Genomic DNA, 22,891 nt, shown 5'->3' with positions numbered 1-22,891 from the left:
ACCGTGCTTTGTAGTGTAATCTTCTCCTTAGTCTAATAATATCAGAATGGTGAAAACCGCACACCATTTTTTCATTACTATTTGTGCCGCCAGCGGTAGCGGCGGAATGGAGGTTATTATGGAACATCTTTTTTCAGAACGAGTAAAAAAAGCTAAAGCATCAGAAATTAGGGAGATTTTAAAACTAACTCAGCAACCTGAGATTATTTCATTTGCAGGTGGATTGCCTGCGCCTGAATTATTCCCAATTGAAGAGATGAAGGCAGTAACGCTTAAAGTACTTGAAACTATGGGAAAGGATGCACTTCAGTACAGTCCTACTGAGGGTTACGATCCACTGAGAGAAAAGATTGCAATGAGGATGGCAAAACAAGGTGTTCATGCTCAAAAAGAAGATATTTTAATCACCAGCGGTTCCCAACAAGGGCTTGACTTTACAGGAAAAGTTTTCATAAATCCGAACGATTACGTACTCTGCGAAAGTCCTAGTTATTTGGGTGCTATCAATGCTTTTAAGGCATATGAGTGTCAGTTTAAAGAAATCGATACAGATTCTGATGGCATGATCATGTCACATCTTGAATCCATAATTAATCAAACAGAAAACGTCAAGTATATTTATGTGATTCCTGATTTTCAAAACCCATCAGGGAGAACATGGTCGCTCGAAAGAAGAAAAGCACTTGTTGAAATAGCGAATAAGTACAACCTTGTAATCATTGAAGATAATCCATATGGTGAATTGAGATTTGAGGGAGAGTCACAGCCAGCAGTTAAGTCGCTGGATACAGAAGGTAGAGTGGTCTACTTGGGCACTTTTTCGAAAACGTTTTCACCTGGATTGAGAATTGGCTGGGTATGTGCGAGTGAAACGCTGCTTTCCAAGTATATTACTGTTAAACAAAGTGCAGATTTACAGTCGAGTTCAATAAGTCAAAGAGAACTTGATGTGTTTTTAGAGGACTATGATCTTGATGCGCATATAGAAAAGATTAAAAAAGTCTACAAGCATAGAAGGGATCTTATGATTTCTACAATGGCCGATCACTTTCCAAGGCAAGCTCATTACGAAGTACCTCAGGGCGGATTATTTGCTTGGATTGAATTACCAGAGCAGATTGATGCAAAAGTGCTTATGGAAAAAGCCGTAGCGCGCAAAGTTGCATTTGTACCCGGTGGATCATTTTTCCCTAATGGAGGCCATGAAAACACAATGAGAGTAAATTACTCCAACATGCCTGACGACAAAATTGTAGAGGGCATCATCAGATTAGGTGCGTTATTGAAAGAAGAACTATAAATCAGAATGCCATCTGGCAATCTCCGTATTTGATTTAAAATTAAATCAGAAGTATTTTATGAAATGTGATACCTTTTATGAACCGACTCCAATGAGTTATGTTTAATAATCTAACTCATTGGAGGTCGGTTTTTTCGTGCGGAATTCTTTTGAGCGGTTATCTCATACCTTTTTAAGTTTCAATTGCCTAGAGATTGGTATTTTCAAAAGGCAAAATTTTAATACTTCTTTATCCGTTATAAAAGTTATATACATGGGTATAATCAAAGAAAATATGGGATTGGTGATGTGATGAAGTTGTTAAAAAAATATCGATACAGCTTAAATTTTAGAATTACTATGATCACAATTGTATTCATCATTTTGGGTATGTTATCCATGATACTCTATACCAACGCATCTGTTGCAAAGCTCACGGATAAGACCTTGGGAACGATGGATCGAGAGCTTTATTATTTGATCGATGAATACTATACAAACTATATCAACGAGATTAGTTTGAGGATAGAGGAAAACTATAATGGTTATATGGAAGAAATTCAAATATTGGGTCAAATTTTCCAAGAAGTATTTGATAAAGAAGAGGATCTAGCGAGGGTTTTATCCGTGATTAAGGAAGACCCATATTTTAAAGATCAGATTATCTTTAATGGTAAATGGGGGCAGAATACTTCTGATGAACCTACAACTGTATTTCTTGGCAGCTGCCTCTATGATGATAATGGTGAGATCAAGCCGGATGTACAAAGTGCCATTGATAAAACCGCTATCTTTGATTTGATTATGCCTGCATTTTATAAGCATGGTAAGGATAAAATGCAAGTTTATTACACCGGTGGAGAAGATGAAGATTACACTCGAATGGCACCGTGGGCTGATATTGGACACAGTGTTTATGATATCTATCCAGAAATATATGATCGGCCAATATGGGATGTTTTTAATCCTGGATTGATAGAGGATTGGACTGAAAGGATGCTTGAAAAGGGGATTGGAAATCCTAATTTGATTAGAGTTTCACATCCCATCCAAGATGGTATAACGGATGGTATTGTTTTGAGCCTTACTCACCCCATATGGGATCGAAAGACTCAAACTTTTAAAGGACATGTGGTTTATGATATCACGATTGAATCCGTTATTGAGCAAGTTGAATCCATTAAAATCAGCAATAGTGGTTTTGCAATGCTCATACAATCTGATGGCAATATTTTTGCCATAAATGAAAAAGGCGCTTCTGTATTAGGCCTTAAAGCTGTGGTAGAGGATACAAATTCCAGTGCATCAGGTACAGGGTTTAAGAGCTTTGGTAGATATATTCAAGATAGCACAATGGAATCCGTCCGAAATCTTAAATTTCTAGAAACCAATGAGATCAAGGAAATAGATTTAAATGGAGAAACGTATCTTTTTATCCACAAAAAGATGAACTCGTTTGTATCGTGGACACCCCAATCAGGGTTCTACGATGAGGCATGGACGCTTGCTTTTTTAGTGCCAAGGGATGAAATTTATAAAATGTATATTAATTCGGAGAATCAGATTAAGAATGACCAAGATATCGCCATTAGACAGCAAGTTGGTATAGGTGTTGTAATTCTAGGATTCCTAGTGGTCTTTATTACTCTATATAATACCAGAATGACATCAAAACTCAACGCATTAACTCAAAAAGTTAAACAGATGAAGGCCAATAATTATCAAGTTGACTTCGATATTCATTCTGAAGACGAGATTGGTAAATTGGCAAGTGCCTTTGAAGACATGCAACATGAAATTCAAGATTCACTTTCAAGGTTGAAAGTACAGAATGAACTTCTTAAAAATGAAATTGATGAGCGCATTAAAAAAGATCGTATTATTGACTATCTTGAAAACTTTGACTCTCAAACAGATTTGCTCAATAAAAAAGCACTTTTAAATATGTTAAAAGATTTAAGTTTGGATCACGATCAAACCTTTGCATCACTTATTATTATAGGGCTGGATGAGTTTAGAAAAATTAATGATGCCTATACTTTTAAAGTAGGTGATGAGATCATTCAGGCATTGGCGACTAAGTTAGACCAAGTTGCACAGAGTCATGAGCTACTCTTTAGGATTGGTGGAGATGAATTTGCAATTCTGTTTAAAGGCAAAGATCTCAATGAACTCATTTTAAAAGTAGAGGAGATTAGCGCTCTATTCAAAAAGACATTTAGCATTAGAATGCACGATGTCACTTTAAGCGCTTCAATTGGTATAAGTACATTTCCACATGATACAAGCGATACCTTGGATCTTTTTAAATATGCCAACATTGCGATGAATCACGCTAAAGAGACTAACCGTGGGGGTAGTGAATACTATAATGAAGCAATGAATTACAGTGCGCGCAATCGAATTGAGATGATTCACGAACTCAATCAAGCTATTGAAAATAATGAACTGAGTTTAAATTTTCAACCCATTGTTGAAATTGAAACCAACAAAATAGCAGGTGTTGAAGTTCTTTTAAGATGGCGATCCAAAAAATTTGGACATGTTTCACCAACTGTTTTTATCAAACTCGCAGAGCAATCTAAGCTGATTGTAAAGATTGGCAGTTGGGTGCTAGAAGAGGCTCTCAAAGCACTAGGCAGGTTTGAAGCTGCTGGGTTTGGGCACATAGAAATGGCCATTAATATTTCTGTGATTCAACTGATGCAACATGATCTTGTTGAAGAGACGAGAATCCTGTTTGATAAATATCCTGTTAAAGATAAACAAATCACTTTCGAGGTTACAGAAGGACTCTTTATCAATGACTTTGAAAAAGTACGCACGACTTTTGATGCTTTAGAAGCGCTAGGGGTACAAATATCAATAGATGATTTTGGAACGGGTTATTCATCGTTATCCTATCTTAAGAATCTTGCAATAAATAGACTTAAAATTGATCGCTCATTTATTTCAGAGCTCCATGATAAAGCAGGTGGAGAAATTACAAATGCAGTTATTGCACTTGCAAATAATCTAAATCTCAGGGTCATTGCAGAAGGCGTTGAAAACGTTGAACAATTAGAGCATCTTCGAGAACGGGGTTGCGATGAAGCACAGGGATTCCTTTTTTCGAAGCCACTGGATTTTGAACATTGTATTGAGTTTTTAAAGCAAGATCGACTATAAAATAGAGACTCTTATTCTAACCGATATAGAATAAGAGTCTCTCTATGTTTTAACCTAATTTTAATATGAAAATGTTATTTTAAGATAGAGAAAAAATAAAGGGTGAAGACAATGTATAATAGGGCTTTAAAAGAATTAATCAATGAGTGGCATCATCTCAAAGTCAGTTCCACAATAGAGGGCAAACGGTTTACTGCTAAAGAGCAACAAAGGGAGTATAAATTGATCATGTCGTTGATTACCTCTATCATGGCGTTGCTAAAACAGCCTTATGATCAAAAAGCTTTTGATCAGATGATTAAAGATTATATGGATGAAAGCAAAATTTTAGATACATCCAATGTGGCGCTGCTCTTTAATAAGGAAATGATACAAGCTACTATAGATTTTTATGAACAGGCAAAAGCTTTCAATAGCGAGATGAATATTGAAGATATAGGTCAAGCCATGAGAAATGTCTGGATCATCAATTTGATTCAGCAGTTAGAAGGCAAACCCTCTAAATTGAGCAGCAGTGCCTTTGGATATAGTATGCTTTACCCGTACACGGATAATTTATTAGATGATACGGATATGGACCTGTCTTATAAAAAAGAAATTATGACTCGATTTGGGAAACGTCTCGCGGGCCTTCAGAGTAATTCAGATGATGCTTTAAACCCCTATGAACAGGACTTGTTTAAGCTGATTGCAATGGTGGAATCCGAGTATGAGAGGGATGACCATCCAATGGTATATGAAAGCATGCTGGGGATACACCATGCGCAACTGATGAGTCAAAGACAGCATTGTCTTTCGATACCCTATGAAACCTCTATTTTGGAATATACTTTTGAGAAGGGCGGGACCTCTGTATTGGCAGATGCCTGCATCGTTTGTGGAAAGTTGACAGAAGCCCAGATGCTTTTCTATATGCAATATGGCATTGTGCTTCAATTATGTGATGATTTCCAAGATATGGTCGAAGATCAAACCCATAGGCATCAAACGATTTTCAGCCAATTGATGGGACATTATAAATTAGATCCATTGATTTTAAAAACACTGTCATTTAATGAAAAAATGATTCAGAGATTGCCTCAAAAAAAATGGGCCTCTATTTATCGCAATTGTATTTTGATGATGATTGCCTTTTCCAGCTTAAATTATAGAGCATACTTATCACGCGATTTTTATAAAAAATTGATTGCTTATGCGCCTTTGACCAGAAGGCAATACAAAAAAATAGAAAGAGAAGTAAAGCGTTCGCAAAAGGTATTGCTTTTACCGGATACAATCAAACTTTTTAAGACCTACATCTCTGAAATGAGCCTTGACATCTAAAAAGAGTAACGGTATTATTATGTAAAGAAATGCATAATAATGCCGTTTTGTTTTGGAGGTTAATGTGGTGAAAAATATATTTGTAGACGGACAACATGGGACAACAGGTTTAGAAATTAAACGTTATATAGCGAAGCATCCCATGCTTGCTCTGGTTGAGATTGATTATGAGGAAAGAAGAGATTCAAATCGACGCAAGACATTAATGAATGCTTCTGATGCAGTAGTTCTCTGTCTTCCTGAAGAAGCTAGTATTGAAGCTTTAAGCTTGCTCGAGAGTCAGAAAGTAATCGTAGTGGACACGAGTACTGCGCATAGAACGCATTCTGAATGGACATATGGTTTGCCAGAGATGAATGTCAATCAAAAGGCGCTTATTTCGGAGTCTTTTAGAATTGCCAATCCTGGATGCCATGCATCGGCAGCGTTATTGGCGTTGTTTCCATTGCAATCAAAGGCACTCCTAAACAAGATGATGCCATTGACTTTGATCTCACATACTGGCTATACAGGTGGTGGAAAAGAACTGATCAAAATGTATAAAAATACAAAAAAACCAATTAGTGCTCAACATTATGCACTGGGACAAATGCATAAGCATATTCCTGAAATCATGAAATTTGGAGCACTTGAAATTAGACCTACCTTTTTGCCGATCTTGTGTAATTACCCTCGTGGTATTTTGCTCAGCATACCGTTTCATCAAAGTAACTTTGCACATAAGATCTCTTTGACGGAGATCTACAACACTTATGTTGATTATTATAAAGAATCCGTATTTGCAGTTGTTCATGAACCCAATAGTACTCAGAAATACCTTCATGGAGAAACGTCGGAAACCAACCAATTTGAAATTTTTATCAATGGGACGGATGAGAACTTTCAAATTGCAGTGAGAATTGATAATTTGGGTAAAGGCGCTTCAGGTGCAGTGATACAATCGCTAAATCTGAGATTTGGATTTCCAGAGGATATGGGCTTATAACATATATTTGAGGCGTTTACAATTTGATAAATTGGATATAAATGGGGAAAGGACATAAGAAATAATGGGGTGTTCGCATGTATCAAATCTTATTGTATGATGAAGCTCAATATATCCGATCTAAAGTCAAAAGTATTGTAAAGCGCTTCCAAGTGGAAACTTTTGAAGCGGGTTCTATACTGCAACTCAATCGTGCTCTCAATGGGACTCAAGGTGAATTTGATCTAATTCTGGCAGATCTTAATTTTGATAATGAATCAGTTGTTATATGGTTTGAAAAATATTTAGAGTTGCATCCTTTTACGCCACTTATTATTTATACCAGCACAGTGACGAGAAGTAATTTGGCCAGCGGTCTTAGATTGGGTGCTAAAGATTATATACTCAAATCCAGTGAAGATGATTTCTTGATAGAACGCATTATGAAGCATTTACAAGCTAAGGCTGTGTCCAATGTGAAAGTAGACCAACCAGAGCAGATCGTCATGGACTTGCAGTCTTTCTTGACAAGTGAAATCAGAAAGGCTCAGAAAGGGCGTTATGAGGTGAGTATTTGTTTAAGTTCAATTCAACCTGAGGATCATTCAGTGAAAGATGAAAAATTAGGTCATAATGAAGGGTCAATTATTATTCAAAAATTTAAAACAGAATACTGGGAAACCGATGTTATGTTCCAATTTGGCGTTTATTCGTTTGTTAGCTTTTTTCCTTTTTGTGGACATGAACAGGTTTTGGTTGTAGATCAGAAACTACAGAATGTTTTTCAAGAGATCAAGCGTGATTATGTGAGTTTGAGAGGGTTTGGCTTGGTTAATAATTTTGTGACATTTCCACATGATGGTGAAAACAAGCAAGAAATTCTGAAACAACTTGAAAAAATAATGCAAACAGATTAAATTTGAAAGTGTGATTATAGATATTTTTCTGTTACAATTGTTATAATAAATAAAAAAGAAATGGGAGTAGGCATGGCTAAAAAAACCATTGAAGATTTATTGATTACACTATCTTATTTAAGGCTTGTCATCATTGTGACGACAACAATCATAATGTTGCTCATCACAATAAATGGTTCTGATACAAAGACTCTATTGAGTCAATATAAAATAGGGTATTTGGCCCAAAATTTTAAAGATCTCAAGGGGAGTCCGTCTATAGTGTCTTTTTTGAGTTCTATTTGGCGCTATTTTGTTGAATTTTTATTGGGGAGCTTGGGTTTAATATGTTTGTTAAAACAGCAATTTGTAATCTATTTTCTTTTGTTACTCGTATCAATTGCCTTTTCTTTTTCGCTACAAGCTGAAATTGCAATTATTATTGGAATGGAAATAGCGCTTCAAATGGTGTACTCTGTAAAATGTAAATATTCGTGAAAATGCAATAGAGAAAATTTTAAAAATCCAGAAGAGGTCAAGCCAAAGGTTTGCCTCATCTGGATTTACTTATGTTAAATATATAGGGTTTAAATGCGTTAAAGGCATGTGATTAGCCAATTTCTGACACGTGAGCATCCAAACTTTTAAAAGGGATGGATGAGTTGGTCAAAGACATCGCCATAACTTTCCCGAAGGACTAGACTTGCGGTGTGATCATAGGGCGTTTCTGTCTTGTTGATTAAAACGAGATTTTTACCCTTATAGTATCTTAAAAAACTTGCAGCAGGATAGACCACAAGCGATGTCCCTGCGACAATTAACAGATCAGATTCTTGAATTGCCTTTACGGTTTTAGACATTACCTCTTGATCCAAAGGTTCTCCGTATAAAACGACATCTGGTTTGACGAGTCCCTCACATAGAGGGCATTTGATCGTATCTTCTCGTGTATTGAGAATCCAGTTCATATCATAAAATGCGTGACATTTAGTACAATAGTGTCTATGGACTGATCCGTGCAATTCGATGACATTAGATGAACCTGCCGCTTGGTGTAGGCCATCTATATTCTGTGTGATAATGGTACTCAATCCCATAGCTTCAAGCGCGACGGTTGCAAAATGACCTTTGTGCGGTTTGATGTTTGGAAGCAGAAGATATTCTTTGAGAAATGCATAAAATCGATCTGGATGTTTGTAAAAGTAATCGTGGCTTAAGATTTCTTCTGGAGAAACATCGTATTTTTTCAACGAGTATAGACCATTTTCCGATCTGAAATCGAGGACATTACTCTCTGTGGAAGTACCGGCACCGCCGAAGAGAACGATATTTTTACTTTCATGAATGAGTTTTTTTAATGTATCTATAGACATAGGCCCTCCTTATTGGTAATTTTCTATCTATAAGTATATGACTTTAAATGTGAAGATGCAATGCACATGCCCTTTATCTTGGATGGATGCGTTTAAAATAAGTTCATCTATGAAAAACAATGTTGAAAGAATATGACTTTTTGGTTTAAAACAGGTAAAATAGTAAGGGAACTTGATAAATAAAAGAACGCATAAGATTCTTTTATTAAGTAAATATTCACTAAATAATTTTGTTTATTGATTATATATGGGAAAGGGAGTACAAATATGGCAACGATCAAAGATATTGCTGAGAAGGCCAACGTTTCCTCTGCTACAGTGTCAAGGGTGTTGAACTACGATAATACCCTGTCAGTATCAGATGAAAAGCGTCAATTGATATTTGAAATTGCAGAATCTATGGATTATATGCCGCCTAGAAAACGCAATATCAAGAAGACTCAAAAGAAGCTCAGAATTGGGCTCGTACACTGGTACACAATGAGCCAAGAACTGGATGATCCATATTATATGTCAATACGACTTGGAATTGAGAAGACGTGTTATGGAACGAATATTGATATTATAAAGATCTTTAGACCGGATGAGTATGATTTCGGCAGTCTTGATCGGATGGATGGTTTTATTGCAATTGGCAAATTTACAGAGTCTCAAATAAAAAAATTGGCGGAAGTATCTTCCAATATCGTGTTTGTGGATTCTTCTCCTATGGAAGAACAATTTGACAGCGTCATCATTGATTTTGAAAAAGCAGTCGTTGGTGCACTGAATTACCTTTGGGAGAATGGACATAGAAAAATTGGCTACATAGGTGGTCGAGAATACATTGGACACGAAAAAATTGCCCTTGGAGAGCGACGTGAAGCGGTATTTAGAGATTATATGAAAAGTCACGAAGCACTGGATGAAGATCAAATTTACATTGGTGATTTTCTGGCGGAATCTGGATATGAGTTGATGAAAAAAGCGATTAAGCAATCGGGAAATTTGCCAACGGCATTTTTGGTTGCAAATGATTCCATGGCAATTGGCGTCTTAAGAGCTGCTCATGAAATGGGATTAAAAGTGCCAGAAAACATGAGTGTTATCGGATTTAACGATATTCCAACGTCCAAATTCACAGCACCGCCATTGACCTCGGTTAGAGTGCATAAGGAATTTATGGGAGAAACGGCAGTTGAACTTTTGCTTGAAAGGATTTTAAAGAAGAGAGTCATTTCAAAAAAAGTGGTTGTCCCGACGGAATTGTGCATGAGGGCAAGTTGTCGGAGCATTTAGATAATAATTGTGACGGTTTCATAAAATAGGACAGTTTTATAGAAAAATACGAATCTAAAATTGTGACGAACACAAAATAATTTTAGGAGATCATTAAGATGAAAAGACGAGCAAAGATTTTATTAATCATGGTGATGATGGTAGTCGCATCAGCGTGTGTTTTAACCGCTTGTGGTGCTAAATCTGCATCCGGAGAGGAAAAACCGGTAATTGGCGTTATCCTTTACAAATACGATGATACATTTATGTCTTTTGTAAGAAAAGCGATTGAAGCAAGTAATCACAATAGCGCCACAATTGAAATGAAAGACTCTCAAAGTTCTCAAACGATGCAAAATGATCAAGTGGATACTATGATTGCCAATGGTGTCAAAGCTTTGGCCATCAACTTAGTCGATACGCAATCTGCATCAACCATCATCGAGAAGGCTAGAGCCGCAGATCTCCCAGTTGTCTTTTTCAACAAAGAGCCTGAAGCGTCTGCATTATCAAGCTATGATAAAGCTTGGTATGTTGGTACGACATCTGCTGAAGCGGGTATCATTCAAGGCGAAATGATGGCTAAAATGTGGCATGATAATCCATTCTGGGATAAAAATTTTGATGGTATTGTCCAATATGTGCTTTTAAAAGGGGAGCAAGGACATCCAGATGCGGAAGCTAGAACTCAATATGCTTTAGAAGCAATGGCCAATAAAGGGCTCATGCTTGAAGCACTAGAGCTTAAAGCAGGTAGGTGGGAGAGTGAGAAAGGCAAATCCATGATGGAAGACTGGATTGCTAAACATGGTGATGCAATTGAACTCGTTATTAGTAACAACGACAATATGGCACTGGGTGCGATTGAATCGTTAACGGCTCATGGCTATTTTGATCAGGGACAGTACATGCCTGTATTTGGTGTAGATGCCCTTCCAGATGCTCTAGAGCAAATCAAGGCTGGCAAAATGGCGGGAACCGTGTTAAATGATGCTAAAAATCAAGGAAAAGCTACTTTTGAATTGACTTATAATGTTGCAATGGGTAGAGAACCATTGGATGGAACAAACTGGAAATTTGATGAAAATAAAGCGATCCGTGTGCCCTATGTGGCAGTTACAATTGATAACATTAAGTTTGCAGCAGAAGCTTATAAATAGGACACAACTGTTATGTTTGGGTCAAAAGAACACGTCAAAAGCACAAAGTTTAAGTGCGCTTATAGGGTCTAAGCCCATAAGATACGATGCTCTTGAATTTATAGCGCAAAAAAAGTTGACATATGAATCTGTGTCAACTTTTTTTGTGAGCTAAATCTATATAAATGGGATTATATACTATAACTTTTCAAGTTCGGTCAGCAAATCTTTAAAAATTTCAGGCACCGTACTCATCTCTTTAACTTTGTAGACATTTTCACCTGAGAAAATAAGGCCTTCATCGATATTCCCTGAAACGGCATTGACAAGTGCTTGGGAAATGCAAAACGGTGTCGTCTTAATATCACATGTTTTAAGACAGTTCACACATTTCTTTATTTTAGGGGGATTATGTGCATTGACTTTTTTTAAAAATGGATTTTGTACAGCTCTTCCAGGGAGCCCAACAGGTGAAATAATAATTTTGACATCGTCTTTCACAGCGTCGATATAAGCTTGTTTATAGCGTTCATGTGCATCACATTCTTCCGTAGCCACAAAGCGCGTTGCCATTTGTACACCATCGCCACCGGCTTTTAAGACATTGGCGATATCTTCACCTGAATAGATTCCACCAGCTACAATCAACGGAATCTTCTTTTGATATTTTTCTTCATAAGGCTTGAGGATAAATTTGATCTCAGAAATCGTCTTAAAGATATCATAATTTTCATTGATGATGTCATCCTTGCTGAACCCTAGATGACCACCGGCTTTAACGCCTTCAAGGACAACTGCATCGGGTGCTATGTTGTGATTTCTATCCCATAATTTTGCAATTAAGCGCGCACCTTTAGAAGATGAAATGATAGGTGCAATTTTCGTACTTGAACCTTTGACGAGTGCCGGTAGTTCCGAAGGAATACCTGCACCTGAAACGATAAAGTCAATGCCTTCTTTGACAGCTTCACGCACATGTTCGGCATACATATTCATAGCTACCATGAAATTGATGCCAATAGCACCGCCTTTGGTCATTTCTTTTGCCTTTCGAATTTCATTCCTTAAAGCGCGTAAATTGGCCTCAAGTGTATTGTCCATAAAATCAAGTTCATCAAAACCAAGATTGACCCCTGACATAACACCAAGGCCGCCAGCATTTGTCACTGCAGCGGCGAGTCCAGACCTTGTAACACCGACGCCCATGGCACCTAGAACGATGGGATATTTTATTTTTAAACTTCCAATATCTAAAGTTGGCAACTTCATTTTTCCTCCTTGTATAATGAAAATGCAGTCAAGCTACAATAATTAAAATCATATTCTATGGCTATGATACATCAGATAATAAAGCGATTTCAACGCTTGTATGAAAATGCTATAAAAATGCTATAAAAAATTTATAAATATACTGACAGTATTCAAAAAAATAGAAAATGAAAAGCATTGACAATATGTTCTACTGTGTGTAGAATATAACTACTACAACGTGTAGAATAATGAAAAGGGTGATCAAAATGAAATTTTCAAAAATCTCTGAAGCTGAGATGGAAGTGATGCAAATTATTTGGGCATCTGATGAACCGCTGGCTTCATCAGATATTATAGAGCAAATGCCCAGTAAAAGAGATATTAAAATCACAACCTTGTTGACATTTTTATCTAGATTGACAGAAAAAGGTCTATTATCCCATGAAAAGCGTGGAAAGAAGAATTATTATTTTGCCATTGTCACCGAAAGGGAATATAAAAAATTTGAATCTAAAAGTTTTCTTTCAACGATACATGGTGGGTCCATAAAAAGCTTTATGGTGGCGTTGTGCGATGATGATGAAATCAGCCGTGAAGAGCTTGAAGAGCTCAAAAAATGGCTATCTCAAAAGTAGGAGAGGTGTTTTATGTTACAAACATTGGTGAACACAATATGGATCATGTCTGTGGTAGGTGCGATTGTCTATACGGTGACGTATTTACTTCGTCCTATTACTGAGAAATTTTTTGATTCAACTTGGCATTTATATATGACTTGCATGATACTCTTGGTGCTTTTAATGCCTACTTCGCTGGTCTGGAATACTTCAGATATTGATTTATCAGGTCTCAGGACATACTCTGAGAAGATCATCTTTCAGATTGGAGAGGATCATGCTTTAGAGAGCGGCATGGCGTCACTGGATGTGTTATCGGCTCCAAACACTCAGAACTCAGTTTATAAGGCATTGCTTGAAAACCTTGTCGCCTGCATAAAATATATTTGGGTCGGTGGTGTGCTCGTATTTTCAGCCATAAATTTAAAACGTTACAGAGCGTTTAAAAGACTTGTTAAGAGCAGTCGTCTTGTTGAAGAGCATTTGCTTCAAGAGGTATTGAATTCATGCAAGCGGGAAATTGGCATCAGAAGACACGTAGAGATTTTAGAGCACAAAACACTGAGCACGCCGATCTTGGTGGGGCTCCTTAAACCACGTATTATATTGCCCGAAGGAACCATGCAGAAAAGTGAGCTAGAGCTTGTGTTTTCGCACGAATGCATTCATTTAAAAAGAAGCCATTTGTGGATTAAGGCCCTGTTGATTTGCGTGAGTATTATTCATTGGTTCAATCCACTGTGTATGTTGTTGAGAAAAGATGTGAATAGACTTTGTGAACTGGCTTGTGATGAAGAGCTTGTAGAAAAAATCGGTTATGGTAAACGTAAAAAGTATGCTGCAACCATCATCGGGATGCTAGACAGAAAGATGGAAATGTCAGGTGTTGTCTATTCTGCTTTTAATGAAAACGCTAAAAATCTAAAAGAGCGATTATCGAAAATTCTAGACTACAAAAAGCCTAAAAAGGGCATTCAATTTTTATCTTTAGGTGTTGCGTTAAGTATTGCTTTGTTTATAATACCGATATCCAGTGCTGTGGCCTATGAGGGCATGAGTACTATAGGTAAAAACGCTTTAAAGGAGAACGAGGTTCAAATACCTGTTCAAGAGACTCTAATTTCAGCTCAGGGTGAGCAAACGGCAGAAATGGCAGATGTGGCAAAGCAAGATTCAGCATCGACACCACTCGATGAAAGCAACTCGAATATCACTTTGAGCTGGCCTTTGCCAGACCATAACATCGTGACGGCGCCTTTTGGGGAGAGACAACATCCAATAACTAAAGAGGCATTTGTACACTCTGGTATAGATATTGCGGCTCAAAGGGGCACGGAGATTTTAGCTGCTGGCAGTGGTGAGGTCGTATACTCAGAGTGGCATGACGATTTTGGTTACACTATTAGAATAAAACATGATGATGTATATTCAACGGCGTATGCACATTGTAGCAAACTGTTCGTAAAATCAGGCGATTTTGTGGCAATGGGACAGAAGATAGCAGAAGTAGGCAGTACTGGAAAGTCAACTGGACCGCATTTGCATTTTGAAGTCACTCAATCTGGAGAAGTACAAGATCCATTGACCTATATAAATGCGCAGGATTAGTGTAGAGACATATATTTAGGACATCCTAGAGGGGTTAGAAATGAAGCGTAAAAGGCGAAAAAAAAAGACAAAGCAAAATGGGATAGAGACAAAGCGAAATGGGATACGGTATTATATGATTTTGTTTTTGGCAATACTATTTTATCCCATACAATTATTGCTGATTCAGGTGAAAAAAAAGAAACGGATAAATAGGTATCGGCAATGGTTCTGTCGTTATAAATCACTTGTGTTTTCAAGCCTAGCAGTGGGTGTCATTTTGGCAGGAGGCAGTTTTGCTTTTGTATATGCTTTGGGCCTGCAATCTGAAGTGTTGAGTGTTGCAAATCAAACGAGTGCATTGAAGCAAGATATAGTGGCCAATTCAGTTGCCATAACCGTTAGTAAACCAAAGCCTTTGTTGGAGAGGCCCAAATTGGAAGGATTGAGCTTTACGGATGTGCCCGCCTATGAGATTACAGCTAATGGCCGTATTGTCGCGTCGTTTAAGACAGAAGACGAAGCATATTGCTTGCTGGAGTCGTTAAAAGAGAAATACATCAGCGCAACCCCTGAAGCGGTACTTGAAGTCTATTTTGGTGAGACGATAGAGGTTTCCAAAAACAATATCGACATTGCTGGATTTAATGGTTATGATACTATAGATGAAGCGATGGCCTACGTCGCAAATGGATTTAAAGAGAATAAAACTCATGTGATTCAAAAGGGTGAAAACTATTGGATCATTGCAAATTATTATGGGATAAATCCATCAGATCTTGAAAATGCCAATCCAGAGATCAAACCTGAATTGCTTCAAATTGGACAAAAAATCAACTTAACTGTGCCTAAATCGTTGATTACGGTTTATACAGTGGAGCATTCTGATTATAGTACTGAGATGCCTTTTGAGACGGTCTATGAGCCCTCAGCAGATTTGTATAAAGAAGAATTGAAGACGAAAACCAAAGGAGAATTGGGTGAGAAGGCGGTTACTGCTGAAATCGTAAAGAAAAATGGCCTTGAGGTCAAACGTGAAATCATAAGTGAATCGGTCATCTCTGAACCCGTGAACAAAGTCGTCTATCAGGGCACCAAGGACCCACCGCCTAAGATGGGCAGTGGCATTCTTTCAAAACCCACATCAAGAGGGAGTGTTTCTTCTGAGTTTGGCTGGAGATGGGGCAGAAGACATGAAGGCATAGACATAGGTGTTCCAGAAAATACAGAGGTAAAAGCGGCTGATGGCGGCACGGTCACTTATGCGGCTTATAGTAGTTCATATGGCAATTACATTATTATTGACCACGGTGGCAATATTTCAACGCTCTATGCGCATAATAACAAACTTCTGGTTAGAAAAGGAGATCAGGTCTACAAGGGACAGGTGATATCTTTAAGTGGCAATACTGGTCGAAGTCAGGCGCCGCACTTGCACTTTGAAGTGCATAAAAACGGTGTCCCTCAAAATCCTAGAGATTATGTCACCTTTAATGGATCGTAGGGATTGTGTGATGAAACAAAATAGAAAGCAAATAATACTGTTGTTATTCAGTATAAGTATAATGTTGAGTCATACGGCTTGGTGCGATGATGACGATGTAAAAATCAGAGTACGTGAACTGGAGAAGGTAAAGGCGCAAATTGAAGCTATGGATCAGAGCATAGATCAGAATAAGAATCTTCAAAATCAAGCAAGTAATCGCATAAGTGAAACAAATGCAAAAATCAAAACAATTGAAAAAGAGCTTGCTCAATTAGAGGGTTTGATTGGTGCTTGCGAGCGAGAAATTGAGTCTAAAGGGCAAGAACTTTTACAAATTAAAGCCGAAATTGAGTATAAAAATGAAACTTTAAACAGTCGATTGAGAGCGATGTACAAGACTGATGTAATCGGCTATATAGATGTATTATTAGGTGCTGAAGATTTTGTAGACTTCCTGACAAGGATAGATATGATACAAAAAATACTCCAGTATGACCAAGAATTGATTCAATTCATGGAAGAGAGCAGAGCGCTCATAAATTCTAAATGCCTTGAGCTTGAAACACAAAGGGAAGTGTATAAAAAACTGTCTTCAAATAAAGTCGAAAAACAGGCTGATCTAGAGGTTGAATTAGAGGCTATGAAACAATATAAAGCGCATTTAGAAAATGATGAAAAAGCGCTTATGCGACTAGAATCCGAATTCTTGAATGAAGCGAATCAATTGACTCAAGTCATAAAAAATATGGACACATCAGAAGCTTATATAGGAGGAGAAATGACATGGCCTATTCCCAATCATCATACGATTTTCTCGCAATTTGGCAAGCAACTTCATCCAATTTCTAAAGAAGAAGTTATGCATACGGGCATTGATATTTTATGTGAAAGAAATAGTAATGTTGTTGCGGCTCAGTCAGGCACTGTAATTTATGCGAATTGGTATGGCGGGTATGGAAAAGTTGTCATTATAGATCATGGCGGTGGATATACGACTCTATATGGTTATAATGATAAGCTAAACATTCAAGTGGGCGATGTTGTTAAAAAAGGTGATATGATTTCGAAATCAGGCGCCAGCGGCAGCACGATAAAACCCTGCCTGCACTTTGAGATTAGAATCAATGGCGAATATTGCGATCCACTAACATATGTAAAGATGGAATAAGTATTATAAATGTTATAAATCGCGTCACTGCCCTTCTAAGCCTTGGAAGATTATGCTATACTCTTTAAAATGAGATAAAATAAAGAGATGACGAGGGCCAAATGCAGATAGAAAATTTAACGAAGCAAACATCGGTACTCACAACGCAATTTGCAAATGTGGGTATCTTTTTTTTAAACGAAAAAGAGGTAATCTTGATAGATACCGGGCACATTCATGAAGCGTTGGATTTGTGTCAGTATTTTCAGTCGAATAATCTAACCGTGGTTGGTATCATCAATACTCATGGGCACATTGATCATGTGGGTGCTAATTTTAAACTGCAAGAAATATACCATTGCCAAATCGCAATGCCTTATGTAGATCATATTTTTTGTGAAGACATTTCGAGATATTATATGTCATTTTCCACGTCTGTGGTGGGTGGGTTATCCGTCTATGGGCATGGTACATTCAATATTGATCATTTAATAGGTGAGAATGAAACCTCATTTGAGTTTTGCGGGATTCGGTTTGAATGTATTGGCCTTAAAGGACATACTTTCAATCAGAAAGGGATTGTAACACCAGATGGTGTTTGTTTTGTTGGAGATAGTCTCATTCATATGAATGTGTTAGAGAAAGTTAAATTTCCAGTAGTTACAAATATCGAATGGCATTTTGAAACATTGAATCTACTTAAGAGACTTGATTATCATACCTATGTTCTAGGTCATGGACCTGTGATCGCCACTCTAGGACAGACAATAGAAAGTAATGTTAAATATTTTCATCAAAAAATAGAGGAAGTGGCACTGTTGATTCAAAAGGTAAGTCAGTTTGATGAAATCATGTATGAGCTCAATAAAGTCTATAATATAAGAAAGAATATATTCAAATACTTTGTTGCTGAAAGGACCATACGCGCTATTTTGTCCTATTTGGAGCAAGAAGAACGCATTCAGATTAAGATTGAACAAGGTGTTATGGTCTATAAACCCTTATAAAACTTATTGTCAAAGTGAATATGAATAATATATAATAAGGATGGGTAACCTTTTCCAAGATCGATTTTATAAAAAACGAAAGGAGCTTGGAAGATGAGCAAAAATGTAAAGATTGATTGGAGTAAATTAGGCTTTGAGTACATGAAAACAGATTTTCGTTATATTTCTGTGTGGAAAGATGGGGCATGGGATGACGGTAAGTTAACTGAGGATAACATGATATCCATCAGTGAAGCTTCCACAGCACTTCATTATGGTCAACAGTGTTTTGAAGGCTTGAAGGCGTATTCGACTTCGACTGGAGAGATTCAACTCTTTAGACCAGATGAAAATGCGAAACGTATGAATAGAAGTTGTAGACGTGTATTGATGCCAGAAGTTCCAGTTGAAAAATTTATTGATGCATGTATCAAAGTTGTTAAAGCAAATATGGACTATGTGCCGCCTTATGGTACAGGTGCGACGTTATATCTTAGACCATATGTGATTGGCGTAGGTCATAATATAGGGGTAAAACCAGCACCAGAGTTTATTTTTGGTGTATTCTGTTTGCCAGTGGGACCTTATTTTAAAGGAGGCATGGCACCTGTTAATTTCACCATTGCAGATATGGATAGAGCGGCACCTTATGGTACAGGCGCTGCTAAAGTAGGCGGTAATTATGCAGGAAGCATGTTACCACATAAAGAAGCAGTTGACAGAGGCTTTGCAGATTGTATCTATCTTGATCCAATGACGCATTCTAAGATTGAAGAAGTCGGCGCGGCAAACTTCTTTGGAATCACTAAAGACAATAAGTTTGTGACACCTAAATCACCTTCGATTTTGCCAAGTATCACAAAATATTCTCTAATGTATCTTGCTGAGAACTACTTAAAAATGCCAGTGGAAGAAAGAGACTGTGAAATTGATAAGATTGATGAATTTGCTGAAGCAGGTGCTTGTGGTACAGCAGCAGTCATTACACCAATTGGTGGTATTGATTACAAAGACAAACTCCATGTATTCCATAGTGAAACAGAAGTGGGGCCAGTTACTAAAAAACTTTATGATACGCTCGTGGGCATTCAATTTGGTGATATTGAAGCGCCTGAAGGTTGGATTGTAAAAGTGAAATAATCTATTAAAAAAATCCGTACACTTGTACGGATTTTTTAGTAAAAAGACAAAATCAATGGACGGTTAGGGCTAAATGGCCTTCAAAATGATAATGCTTATGCACTTTAATCTTTGGAAAGCAACTTTTTGAACGTTTCTTCATGTAAAAATGCTTCAAATATTTTAAAATAAGGATTATCCGGTTTAGGCATAGATATAAAAGAGTATGTGTTGATTTCCAAATAATATGCCCATAGCGCAAGAGATTCATTTTTAAGAGGACATATGCCATATTTGGCATCGCCCATAACAGGGTATCCCATTGAAGAAAGCTGGACGCGAATCTGATGTTGACGCCCTGTTTCCAGTGTGATTTCAAGTAAACATAATGGGCCATAGGCACTGTCTATATGGACGATTTTTTTATAGTGTAGAGTGGCTTTTAATGCGCCTTGGGAAGCCGTTTTAGAGGCTGCTACAAAATTACACTTTGGATCGATCGTCAAATAATGTGTGAGCGTTCCAGCACTGTCTAAATTGTTACTTGGATCAGAGACCACTGTTAAATAGCGTTTTTCAACCTGATGTTCAGCGAAACATCTATTCAATTTTTTTAAACTGGCAGGTGTTTTAGCAAAGATACAAAGGCCACCCGTGTGACGATCTAGTCGGTGAACGAGACCGATAAAGGGCTCTTCAATGCCACGACTGAACTCAAAGTAATCCTCAAGAAGTGTTAATAGAGAAACTGTAGAGTTGCGATCTGGTTGAACGGGCAGATTTTGAGGCTTAATCACTGCAAGTAATTTTTTATCTTCGTATATAATCTCAGGTATGAGATTTTTTTGTTTGGGTAAATTGGATTTTGGGGAATTGTAACGATTCATTTTTTAGCCTCTATTTCTTATTCTTGTAGGATATATTTTCTAGATCATTATATAAAAAGAAAAAAGCCATTACAAATGTAATGGCGTGGTCTACTTAACCTAAAATGCTGTTTTAAGATCGTAAATGTGATAGTCCATCGGAAGTTCATCCACAACGAATTTCCCTAAAAATCCAGAGTGGTTGGCTAATTTTTGCTCAATAATTTGAGTTTCAGTTTCCGATAGCGTTGTTTTCAAAATTGTACCGGTGGATTTGCATTTGATGCCGACTTGATGATTCATCACAACGAGTTCGCCGAATACATTTGATTCTGTTTGGCCTCCGTCAGCCATAAAATAAGTACCATCTTCGAGTAATAAGTAATTTTTCATTGCTTTCCTCCTATTCTTGTCTCTCAGGACAACATTAATAATTGAAAGTGAATTTTTATGCATTGAGTTGTATAAATATTTATTAGATTTATTATACCACATTGAGCGAACAATGCAATAGAAAATATCAAAAAAAGTATTGAATATAAAAACTTAAATCGGGTATAAGTTAAGATTGAGGAGGTGCTTTTTATGAGTAACTCAGTGAATAACCCAATTAAAAACGCCATGAACAACCTTAACCATTATAATGCATCTGTATCGGAAAGGGAAGTTAAATTTGATAAAAAAGATCAAAAAATTATGCCCGGAGATGTGGTTCAACGTATCGGCAATATAAAGGAAGGTAAAATTATAGATCCTGAGAATCGGATAGATAAGCTCAAAGCGATTTATGGTGAAAAAGTTTTAAAGCAAATGGGTATTTTAGAGTGCGAATCCTGTCAATCCAGAACCTATGTGGATGGTTCCAATGATCCGAGCGTCTCCTTTAAAACACCCACTAATATCTCTCCCGAGGCATCTGAAGCCGCTGTGGCTACTCATGAAGGTGAGCATGTTGCCAATGAAAAGGCCAAGGCTCAAAGTGAAGATAGAGAAGTTGTCTCACAAAGTGTCCGAACTTTCAAAGCGATTTGCCCAGAGTGTGGTAGGATGTACACTTCTGGCGGGGTAACACATACAACGACTCAAAATAAACCCAAATACAATGAACAAAAACAGAATTTTCAAGGACAATTGTTAGATATAAAGGTATAATGGAGCTAGACGCCCACTCCGATAGGATTGCATTTGCACGGGGGTTGCGAAGGTAGCGTAGCGGACTGAGCATACGCTTTTATAATGAATTAGGGGATATATTAAACGAACTAGGGGATATGTTAATGGATAAAACCAAAAGAAAGGCACACATCTTAAAAGTTGCAAAGACTTGTTTTGAGGAGCATGGATTTAATCAGACCTCAATGGACTATTTGGCGCAACAATGCGATTTGACCAAGAGAACAGTGTATAAGTATTATAGAAGCAAGGATGAACTCTATTTTGATTTAGTCTGTGAATCCTTTAAGAAATTTGAATCCAAATACCTCACCATAGATGCCTCTATGAGTGCCCTTGATCAAATCAACACGCTCATGGACTGCTATATAGAGTTTTTCGAAGAGAGTCCTTTTTTGGCGAACTTGATGGTGACACGCAAAGTATATGAGCAAGAAGATCCACTTGTCTTGGAGAAAATAGCGCGTATAGAGGCATATGCCAAAGGCATACCTTTACCTGAACTGATTGATAAAGGCATTCAGGAAGGGCATTTGCGCGATGATATTGATCCCTATCAGCAGGCTCTTATCATTTGGGGAGCGCTTCATGGTGTGATTGAGATTGCAGTGAATAAGACACGCTTAATTGAAAATAGAGATGTCAAATCTTTTTTACTTCGATCAAAGGCGATGTTGATACAATCCATGCAGCGGTAGTTATGATATGGAGAGTCACTTATTTTGAAAAAGAAATAGGTGTTTTTTTGTGAAAAGAGTTGCATGAATATTAAAGTTAATGTATAATTACTTAAAAATAATCCTATTGATGAGAGGAGTGATTGTGGTGAAAGAAAAAGTAATCGTCGTTTATAGTGAAGACGCCAATAGTACCTTAATGTTGGAGTGGATGGAGAGGCAAGTGAATACTGAAATCGTCGCTATAAATTTTTCAAATGATGATGCTTTCCTATTATCCAATACTGCAATGATCGTAGGTGCTAAAAGAGTTTATATGATAGATTTAGTTTCAGCCATTGAGCCTTCACAAACACTTGAAGAGTTGGTTACCAGTAAAGTGCTCAAGATAGCAGCTAAAGAAAATGCAAGCTCTATCGTGGCAACTGATGATACTTATCAATGGTTGATGAAACAAAATCCATCCATAAAGATCATGCCGTTAGTTTCATAGAAAAGTCAGATGCATCATTTTTGAATGGTGCATTTTTTTAAGCCATTTGGTTGAAAGTAGTAGAAACACAAGACAAAATGTCATAAAATA

General features: G+C 37.3%; 21 protein-coding genes. 17 read left to right on the top strand and 4 right to left on the bottom strand.

Annotated features, from left to right (window positions below):
• The first annotated feature begins 118 nt into the window (after nucleotides 1-118).
• The 6 genes from ISU02_RS22645 to ISU02_RS22620 all read left to right on the top strand — a co-directional run bounded on the left by ISU02_RS22645 (nucleotide 119) and on the right by ISU02_RS22620 (nucleotide 8,128).
• Nucleotides 119-1,300: an aminotransferase-like domain-containing protein gene (locus ISU02_RS22645; protein WP_194704140.1), complete on the top strand. Its 1,182-nt coding sequence runs from the start codon at nucleotides 119-121 to the stop codon at nucleotides 1,298-1,300.
• Between the two features lie 291 nt (nucleotides 1,301-1,591).
• Nucleotides 1,592-4,447, top strand: coding sequence for a bifunctional diguanylate cyclase/phosphodiesterase (locus ISU02_RS22640; protein WP_194704139.1), 2,856 nt, complete (start codon nucleotides 1,592-1,594; stop codon nucleotides 4,445-4,447).
• Nucleotides 4,448-4,558: 111 nt separating this feature from the next.
• Nucleotides 4,559-5,770: a hypothetical protein gene (locus ISU02_RS22635; protein WP_194704138.1), complete on the top strand. Its 1,212-nt coding sequence runs from the start codon at nucleotides 4,559-4,561 to the stop codon at nucleotides 5,768-5,770.
• A gap of 67 nt (nucleotides 5,771-5,837) precedes the next feature.
• Nucleotides 5,838-6,755 carry an N-acetyl-gamma-glutamyl-phosphate reductase gene (argC, locus tag ISU02_RS22630; protein ID WP_194704137.1) on the top strand — a complete coding sequence of 306 codons (918 nt, stop codon included), beginning with the start codon at nucleotides 5,838-5,840 and terminating at the stop codon, nucleotides 6,753-6,755.
• 77 nt (nucleotides 6,756-6,832) lie between these two features.
• Nucleotides 6,833-7,651, top strand: coding sequence for a response regulator (locus tag ISU02_RS22625; protein ID WP_194704136.1), 819 nt, complete (start codon nucleotides 6,833-6,835; stop codon nucleotides 7,649-7,651).
• 72 nt (nucleotides 7,652-7,723) lie between these two features.
• The gene (locus ISU02_RS22620) at nucleotides 7,724-8,128 is read left to right on the top strand and encodes a hypothetical protein (RefSeq protein WP_194704135.1); all 405 of its coding nucleotides are present in this window, start codon (nucleotides 7,724-7,726) and stop codon (nucleotides 8,126-8,128) included.
• Between the two features lie 146 nt (nucleotides 8,129-8,274).
• Here the strand turns inward: ISU02_RS22620 and ISU02_RS22615 are convergent, their stop codons facing one another.
• Nucleotides 8,275-9,003 (bottom strand): NAD-dependent protein deacylase, encoded by a 729-nt coding sequence (locus ISU02_RS22615; protein ID WP_194704134.1) that lies wholly within the window; start codon nucleotides 9,001-9,003, stop codon nucleotides 8,275-8,277.
• Nucleotides 9,004-9,270: 267 nt separating this feature from the next.
• Between ISU02_RS22615 and ISU02_RS22610 the strand changes: the two genes are divergently transcribed.
• Complete coding sequence (locus ISU02_RS22610; protein ID WP_194704133.1) at nucleotides 9,271-10,281, top strand: LacI family DNA-binding transcriptional regulator; 1,011 nt, start codon at nucleotides 9,271-9,273, stop codon at nucleotides 10,279-10,281.
• A gap of 98 nt (nucleotides 10,282-10,379) precedes the next feature.
• The gene (locus tag ISU02_RS22605) at nucleotides 10,380-11,420 is read left to right on the top strand and encodes a galactose ABC transporter substrate-binding protein (protein ID WP_194704132.1); all 1,041 of its coding nucleotides are present in this window, start codon (nucleotides 10,380-10,382) and stop codon (nucleotides 11,418-11,420) included.
• Between the two features lie 177 nt (nucleotides 11,421-11,597).
• On the opposite strand, the gene ISU02_RS22600 is transcribed toward ISU02_RS22605, so the two are convergent.
• Nucleotides 11,598-12,668, bottom strand: coding sequence for an NAD(P)H-dependent flavin oxidoreductase (locus tag ISU02_RS22600; RefSeq protein ID WP_194704131.1), 1,071 nt, complete (start codon nucleotides 12,666-12,668; stop codon nucleotides 11,598-11,600).
• A 248-nt stretch (nucleotides 12,669-12,916) separates the two neighbouring features.
• On the opposite strand from ISU02_RS22600, the gene ISU02_RS22595 reads away from it, so the two are divergent.
• The 6 genes from ISU02_RS22595 (at nucleotide 12,917) to ISU02_RS22570 (ending at nucleotide 19,613) form a co-directional block, all read left to right on the top strand.
• Nucleotides 12,917-13,285, top strand: a complete 369-nt coding sequence (locus ISU02_RS22595) for a BlaI/MecI/CopY family transcriptional regulator (RefSeq protein ID WP_194704130.1) — start codon at nucleotides 12,917-12,919, stop codon at nucleotides 13,283-13,285.
• 12 nt (nucleotides 13,286-13,297) lie between these two features.
• Nucleotides 13,298-14,875: a M23/M56 family metallopeptidase gene (locus ISU02_RS22590; RefSeq protein ID WP_194704129.1), complete on the top strand. Its 1,578-nt coding sequence runs from the start codon at nucleotides 13,298-13,300 to the stop codon at nucleotides 14,873-14,875.
• A 40-nt stretch (nucleotides 14,876-14,915) separates the two neighbouring features.
• Nucleotides 14,916-16,358: a M23 family metallopeptidase gene (locus tag ISU02_RS22585; RefSeq protein WP_194704128.1), complete on the top strand. Its 1,443-nt coding sequence runs from the start codon at nucleotides 14,916-14,918 to the stop codon at nucleotides 16,356-16,358.
• 10 nt (nucleotides 16,359-16,368) lie between these two features.
• Nucleotides 16,369-17,508: a murein hydrolase activator EnvC family protein gene (locus ISU02_RS22580; RefSeq protein WP_194704127.1), complete on the top strand. Its 1,140-nt coding sequence runs from the start codon at nucleotides 16,369-16,371 to the stop codon at nucleotides 17,506-17,508.
• Between the two features lie 101 nt (nucleotides 17,509-17,609).
• Nucleotides 17,610-18,494, top strand: a complete 885-nt coding sequence (locus tag ISU02_RS22575; RefSeq protein ID WP_194704126.1) for an MBL fold metallo-hydrolase — start codon at nucleotides 17,610-17,612, stop codon at nucleotides 18,492-18,494.
• A 93-nt stretch (nucleotides 18,495-18,587) separates the two neighbouring features.
• Nucleotides 18,588-19,613, top strand: a complete 1,026-nt coding sequence (locus ISU02_RS22570) for a branched-chain amino acid aminotransferase (RefSeq protein ID WP_194704125.1) — start codon at nucleotides 18,588-18,590, stop codon at nucleotides 19,611-19,613.
• A 104-nt stretch (nucleotides 19,614-19,717) separates the two neighbouring features.
• Here ISU02_RS22570 and ISU02_RS22565 read toward each other — a convergent pair whose 3' ends face one another.
• Both ISU02_RS22565 and ISU02_RS22560 read right to left on the bottom strand, forming a co-directional pair.
• Nucleotides 19,718-20,479: an RluA family pseudouridine synthase gene (locus ISU02_RS22565; RefSeq protein ID WP_194704124.1), complete on the bottom strand. Its 762-nt coding sequence runs from the start codon at nucleotides 20,477-20,479 to the stop codon at nucleotides 19,718-19,720.
• Between the two features lie 99 nt (nucleotides 20,480-20,578).
• A complete protein-coding gene (locus ISU02_RS22560) occupies nucleotides 20,579-20,851 on the bottom strand; it encodes a hypothetical protein (protein WP_194704123.1) in 273 nt (90 codons plus the stop codon).
• Between the two features lie 192 nt (nucleotides 20,852-21,043).
• Here ISU02_RS22560 and ISU02_RS22555 point away from each other — a divergent pair, with 192 nt between their 5' ends.
• The 3 genes from ISU02_RS22555 (at nucleotide 21,044) to ISU02_RS22545 (ending at nucleotide 22,801) form a co-directional block, all read left to right on the top strand.
• Complete coding sequence (locus ISU02_RS22555) at nucleotides 21,044-21,610, top strand: hypothetical protein (RefSeq protein ID WP_194704122.1); 567 nt, start codon at nucleotides 21,044-21,046, stop codon at nucleotides 21,608-21,610.
• Between the two features lie 125 nt (nucleotides 21,611-21,735).
• Nucleotides 21,736-22,329: a TetR/AcrR family transcriptional regulator gene (locus ISU02_RS22550; RefSeq protein WP_194704121.1), complete on the top strand. Its 594-nt coding sequence runs from the start codon at nucleotides 21,736-21,738 to the stop codon at nucleotides 22,327-22,329.
• Nucleotides 22,330-22,456: 127 nt separating this feature from the next.
• Complete coding sequence (locus ISU02_RS22545; RefSeq protein ID WP_194704120.1) at nucleotides 22,457-22,801, top strand: hypothetical protein; 345 nt, start codon at nucleotides 22,457-22,459, stop codon at nucleotides 22,799-22,801.
• Nucleotides 22,802-22,891: the final 90 nt, after the last annotated feature.

This window comes from Fusibacter ferrireducens (assembly GCF_015352425.1).
Classification (GTDB): Bacteria; Bacillota; Clostridia; order Peptostreptococcales; family Acidaminobacteraceae; genus Fusibacter_A; species Fusibacter_A ferrireducens.
The sequence above is the reverse complement of the archived record's forward strand: the minus strand, read 5'-3'. Positions and strand labels throughout refer to the sequence as shown.

What these genes read in the sequence shown, in the direction of transcription:
- ISU02_RS22645 (WP_194704140.1), top strand. Translation starts at nt 119, where the DNA reads ATGGAACATCTTTTTTCAGAACGAGTAAAAAAAGCTAAAGCATCAGAA.
- ISU02_RS22640 (WP_194704139.1), top strand. Translation starts at nt 1,592, where the DNA reads ATGAAGTTGTTAAAAAAATATCGATACAGCTTAAATTTTAGAATTACT.
- ISU02_RS22635 (WP_194704138.1), top strand. Translation starts at nt 4,559, where the DNA reads ATGTATAATAGGGCTTTAAAAGAATTAATCAATGAGTGGCATCATCTC.
- ISU02_RS22625 (WP_194704136.1), top strand. Translation starts at nt 6,833, where the DNA reads ATGTATCAAATCTTATTGTATGATGAAGCTCAATATATCCGATCTAAA.
- ISU02_RS22620 (WP_194704135.1), top strand. Translation starts at nt 7,724, where the DNA reads ATGGCTAAAAAAACCATTGAAGATTTATTGATTACACTATCTTATTTA.
- ISU02_RS22615 (WP_194704134.1), bottom strand. Translation starts at nt 9,003, where the DNA reads ATGTCTATAGATACATTAAAAAAACTCATTCATGAAAGTAAAAATATC.
- ISU02_RS22610 (WP_194704133.1), top strand. Translation starts at nt 9,271, where the DNA reads ATGGCAACGATCAAAGATATTGCTGAGAAGGCCAACGTTTCCTCTGCT.
- ISU02_RS22605 (WP_194704132.1), top strand. Translation starts at nt 10,380, where the DNA reads ATGAAAAGACGAGCAAAGATTTTATTAATCATGGTGATGATGGTAGTC.
- ISU02_RS22600 (WP_194704131.1), bottom strand. Translation starts at nt 12,668, where the DNA reads ATGAAGTTGCCAACTTTAGATATTGGAAGTTTAAAAATAAAATATCCC.
- ISU02_RS22595 (WP_194704130.1), top strand. Translation starts at nt 12,917, where the DNA reads ATGAAATTTTCAAAAATCTCTGAAGCTGAGATGGAAGTGATGCAAATT.
- ISU02_RS22590 (WP_194704129.1), top strand. Translation starts at nt 13,298, where the DNA reads ATGTTACAAACATTGGTGAACACAATATGGATCATGTCTGTGGTAGGT.
- ISU02_RS22585 (WP_194704128.1), top strand. Translation starts at nt 14,916, where the DNA reads ATGAAGCGTAAAAGGCGAAAAAAAAAGACAAAGCAAAATGGGATAGAG.
- ISU02_RS22580 (WP_194704127.1), top strand. Translation starts at nt 16,369, where the DNA reads ATGAAACAAAATAGAAAGCAAATAATACTGTTGTTATTCAGTATAAGT.
- ISU02_RS22575 (WP_194704126.1), top strand. Translation starts at nt 17,610, where the DNA reads ATGCAGATAGAAAATTTAACGAAGCAAACATCGGTACTCACAACGCAA.
- ISU02_RS22570 (WP_194704125.1), top strand. Translation starts at nt 18,588, where the DNA reads ATGAGCAAAAATGTAAAGATTGATTGGAGTAAATTAGGCTTTGAGTAC.
- ISU02_RS22565 (WP_194704124.1), bottom strand. Translation starts at nt 20,479, where the DNA reads ATGAATCGTTACAATTCCCCAAAATCCAATTTACCCAAACAAAAAAAT.
- ISU02_RS22560 (WP_194704123.1), bottom strand. Translation starts at nt 20,851, where the DNA reads ATGAAAAATTACTTATTACTCGAAGATGGTACTTATTTTATGGCTGAC.
- ISU02_RS22555 (WP_194704122.1), top strand. Translation starts at nt 21,044, where the DNA reads ATGAGTAACTCAGTGAATAACCCAATTAAAAACGCCATGAACAACCTT.
- ISU02_RS22550 (WP_194704121.1), top strand. Translation starts at nt 21,736, where the DNA reads ATGGATAAAACCAAAAGAAAGGCACACATCTTAAAAGTTGCAAAGACT.